The sequence below is a fragment of the Maribacter sp. 1_MG-2023 genome (genome assembly GCF_030547005.1).
Classification (GTDB): Bacteria; Bacteroidota; Bacteroidia; order Flavobacteriales; family Flavobacteriaceae; genus Maribacter.
Window position 1 is genome coordinate 1 of sequence record NZ_JAUOPN010000032.1, and the last position, 4,617, is coordinate 4,617.

Annotated in this window: 4 protein-coding genes; 2 read left to right on the plus strand and 2 right to left on the minus strand. The window is 38.7% G+C overall.

The window, feature by feature from the left end:
- Positions 1–292: 292 nt before the first annotated feature.
- Positions 293–1,255 carry a Na/Pi cotransporter family protein gene (locus Q4500_RS18495; protein ID WP_303601039.1) on the minus strand — a complete coding sequence of 321 codons (963 nt, stop codon included), beginning with the start codon at positions 1,253–1,255 and terminating at the stop codon, positions 293–295.
- A gap of 466 nt (positions 1,256–1,721) precedes the next feature.
- Here Q4500_RS18495 and Q4500_RS18500 point away from each other — a divergent pair, with 466 nt between their 5' ends.
- Positions 1,722–2,186, plus strand: a complete 465-nt coding sequence (locus tag Q4500_RS18500) for a transposase (protein ID WP_303601040.1) — start codon at positions 1,722–1,724, stop codon at positions 2,184–2,186.
- A gap of 56 nt (positions 2,187–2,242) precedes the next feature.
- Entirely contained in the window at positions 2,243–3,010 is a 768-nt protein-coding gene (locus tag Q4500_RS18505) for a transposase (RefSeq protein WP_303601041.1), read from the plus strand.
- Positions 3,011–3,107: 97 nt separating this feature from the next.
- Here the strand turns inward: Q4500_RS18505 and Q4500_RS18510 are convergent, their stop codons facing one another.
- Positions 3,108–4,064, minus strand: a complete 957-nt coding sequence (locus tag Q4500_RS18510; protein ID WP_303601042.1) for a DUF2860 family protein — start codon at positions 4,062–4,064, stop codon at positions 3,108–3,110.
- Between the last annotated feature and the right edge of the window lie 553 nt (positions 4,065–4,617).

Consider the following 4,617-nt stretch of genomic DNA (forward strand, 5'->3'; position numbering starts at 1 on the left):
ATTCTTCATCAAATCTGACCTAAATAATAATTATTTATCGAATTTAGAGGTGTCCTAAGAAGGGGAAGCCTACAGTACGAGTAAGGAAGTACCGAACGTAATTCCCTTCAAAATTCGCATAGAAGCATATGTTGTAGCCTATGCCTAAATTAGAGGATAGTGCCAAGGGTGAAAAGAGCCTTGGTTTGATGATTTACGAACCACCGTATACGAGACCCGTACGTACGGTGGTGTGAGGGGTGCACTCCGTCATTTGATGGCGGAGCCATCCATTCGATTGTGCTTTCGTTACTTATTTCTTATTATTTATAGTCGAATCTTTACTCTCAATAGAACTTAAAGTCTTTCTTTCTAACAGAATTGCTATTTTATTCGTGAATGGAATTAATATGATTGCAATTAGAATATTGAAAAATAAATGCGCATATGCAACTTGATATGCTAGGACATTTGTTAAGTTTTGAACTAGAATTACAAAAAGCGATGCTAATGGCAAATAAATTATAACGCCAATTGCATTGAATATTAAATTTGCAAATGCTGTTCTTTTAGCTGCTTGTTTTAATTTTATTGCAGCAATATATGCAGTGCTAGTAGTTCCAATATTAGATCCTACTACAATAGCAATAGCACCACTTAGTCCTAAAACTCCACTATCACAAAGAATTATTGCCAGTCCAATTGTTACTGAACTCGATTGACATATTGCGGTAACTAATGCACCTATTAAAATCCCAATAATAGGTGTTGTTGCATATGACAGCATAAATTCCATAGCTGGACTGTCTTTTATAGGCTCAAGGTTTTCACTAATTAAATCTAAACTGAAAAGAATTAATCCAAGATAAAAGACAGGTTTTGAAAACATTGCCAACCTTCCTTTAAAGTGACCTAGTATGAAACCTAAAGCAATTAATGAAATCCCCAAAGCTTCTATTTTAAGTGATACCAGCCAAGCGGTTATAGTAGTTCCAATATTACTTCCTAATAGTATGGGTAAAGAATTGCTAAAAGTAATAACACCACTGTCTACAATACTTATTACTATTGCGACAACTGCACTACTTGACTGTACAAGTGCAGTCGCAATAAACCCAAAAAACAAACCTTTTAATTTATTTTGGGAGAGGTTTCCTATTGCCGATTTAAGACCTCCACCAACATATATTAAAAATTTTTCAGAAAAGCTTTCAAGACTATGGGTAAACAATCCTATTGCTGCAATTACTGATACTAAAACTTTCAGCCAATCCATATTTAAATTTAATTTTGAATAATTTAAGTATTATATTTTCTTAATAATTTAATCATTGTTTAGCGGTCTGTGGTAATGAAACACAACGGTTTGAGCTCGTATGTTTGATTTTTAGTTTGAATATACTATTAATTATACACGTTGTGCCTGTTGCACAAGTTAGGAAAAAAACGGGTTGTGATCATTGCCAATAGGGAGAACGATCGTAACTTTAGGTGTGCAGGGAAAGAAGGAGTATCAGGAAAAGCTTTTTGCACAATTTCAACTGAGCGAACGCATTCCCAAGAACAATTTTTACAGGCGTTTGAAAGGCGTCCTGGATTTGGAATTTCTTTATATGCTTACTCGTCCCTATTATGGTGAGAGCGGCCAGAAGAGCATCGACCCCGTTGTGTTCTTCAAGATATGTCTGGTAGGCTACTTTTAGAACATCATCAGCGACCGTAAGCTTATCGACCATTGTTCCATGCGCTTAGATATTCTATATTTCATAGGCTACGATATCGACGAGGAGCTGCCATGGCATTCTACCATAAGCCGTACCCGGCAACTGTTCCCCGAGTCGGTATTCGAGGAAGTGTTCACGAATGTTTTAGAGTTGTGTGTTGAAAAGGGAATGGTCAGCGGTCATACCCAGGCAATCGACAGTGTGCCCGAGAAAGCGAACGCTTCTATGGATACCTTGGAGCTCAAGGTACCGGAAGATGAACTTGACGAGCATCTTAGAAAGGTACGTGCCCTTAGTTCGATGGATAAAGAAGCGCCCCACCGTAAGAGTAAAGACGATAAGTCGGATAAAGGACAACGAAGTGTTACCGCCAACGATAATGGGCGAAGGACCAGGACCAAAGGCCTGGTGCCGGCAACAAGGGAGCCAAGTATACCAGTAACAAAACACATTATAGCCCAACGGACCCAGATGCCAGGATAAGTGTAAAACCCGGTAAGGCAAGAAAGCTGAACTACCTTTCACAATTGAGTGTAGATATGGCACATCATGTGATAACGGATATTAGAGCGTACCATGCCGATGGCAAGGACAACCAACAACTTCAGGATATCGTAAAGCGCTTACAGAGGCGGCTATGGCAACAAAGCTTCGTTTTTGAGAACTGTGTAGCCGATACGGGCTATAGCAGTGGAGAGAACTATGCTTTTTTGGAAAGTAGGGGGCTGAAGAGCTTTATACCTGCACACGGAACGTTTAAGGGAGGTTCCGATAATTTCGTTTATAATCAAGAAACGGACTGCTACATGTGTCCTCAGGGAAAAACGATACCGTTCACCAATGAATTCAGGGATCATCGCACGGGAACGAGAAAGAAGGAATACCGTGCAAGAAAGCATATCTGTACCGGATGCCCTATACGCACTAGCTGCCTGGGCAAAAGTGCACAGGAGAAGAAGTTCAGCGTCACCTATTACCGGGCGGAATATTTTCGTAACATCACCAGGGTGCAGAGCCCACAGGGGCGCTATATGAAGGGCAAATTTCAAAGTACGGTAGAGCCCGTATTCGGAACGTTGACCCAGTTCATGGGACTGAGGAAGATAAATACCATCGGGATCGAACAGGCGAACAAGGTAATGCACCTATCGGCGATTGCCTACAATCTCAAAAAGTACCTGAAATTCGACCAAAAACTTGTGGAAAGCGGGGTAGGAACACTCGTTTTTGCAACACTTGTCAAAAGTGCCTTTGAATTACTGTTCGGTCCTTCTTTAAAGCGTCCAAAATTAGCTTTCCCTTTCTGAGCGGAGAAAAAAACCCCCGTAAAGAGGCTTTTATAAATCCGTTTTTTTTAGGGATTAATGACTTGTGCAACGGTTACCATTGTTAGCCACTGGCTTTTTATTTTCTATCGAAATGGTACATCAATCCACCCATTATGACTGCGAGGTTCGCATCAAAGAATGTGATCTGTGAATTTTCCAGCATATAATCCGCGGTTACCCAAATATTCCATCGATTAGAATTAGCAATTTTTACAGGAACAATAAGCGAAGCGGCAGCACCAAATCTAAAGGAACCAATTCTATCGTCATATACAGGGTGATCTGCAGAAGCAAACCTTTTACCAAATCTTAAATTCGCATCGAAAATATATTTTTGTGTGCGATGTAAATAGTTCAGATTTAGTGCATAGCCCTGATTAGCTATAGCAGCACCTTTGTGATCATCGTTTATATAACTAATTGCAGGTCGGAGAATGTTTTTTTGATCCAGATTAAACTGATAAAATAATCGGATGCGATATACATATCCATCTCTGTTTATTAAAGGCTGGAGTTTAGAATCCAGGCGACCTTCCTGAATTAACCAATCGCCACTATTTTCTTCGTCAAAACTATATTTTCTGATGGTAGTAGTAAAATCGAAACCGCTCTTAAATATCTTCGACCATCTAAAACGCAACCCGGGAAAGTTAAGTTCGGTCTTTTCTCGTGCTTCGTTCTCAACGTATGGGTCCTTCCAGTATTTTAAGGTAAGAGGGGTAGAAATAAATTTCAGGGAGATAATGCTACTATCCCTCAGTTGCTTTCGTATTCCAATTCCAATAGGTACATCCAGTCTTAAAATATCTTCCAGGCCATTGCCGAAAAACAGCTGAGTCTTGCTTTTAGAAAAGGTATAGTTGAGTTCTCCGGCTACAGGAAAGGCAAATGTAATATTGCTTCCAGCTTGATCAAAAATCGAGCTTATTATAGGGTCCCCAACATCACCTGTTAGAGGAGGGCCTGTAACCAAAAGATTGCTTTTAACATTGAAAACACCAGGACCTATAAGAAAGACCCCCCCAAAAACCACTGGTTTCAGGAATTTTTACTTGTGCGATAATAGCTGTTTTGGGTATCAATAACAGAAGTAAAAACCACACTTTTAGATTGAATGAGCATTTCATGCAATAATAGAGTTTACCATACGAGGGTATAATTAACCGTTGAATTTGTTACATTAGTTTGTTTACAGTTATATCCCTTAACAAAATATAATAAGAAGTATTAATTGTGCTAATATACATTAATCTTTGTCCATCAAAGGCTAGCCAAACAAGATTTTGGTTCATACATTTCTTTTTCGAGTGTAAAGAAGAAAAAAGCTAAATCAAAGCGCAATTTCAATTATGCTTTTATCAAATTTTATTTTCTTTAACCGATATTATTTATTTAAGGCTCATAGTTTACAAAGTAATGACTCATTGCGCTTAATATACTTTGAACAGCATAAGAAGCTAAAATCAATTTCATAATTACCAATTCGCTTTTGTAGATGATTAGCAGCTAAAAGAATTAGAGAAACGTGGGCATCGCTATGTAAGATATGCTGACGATTTCAGTATTTATGTTCAAAGTAAAATGGC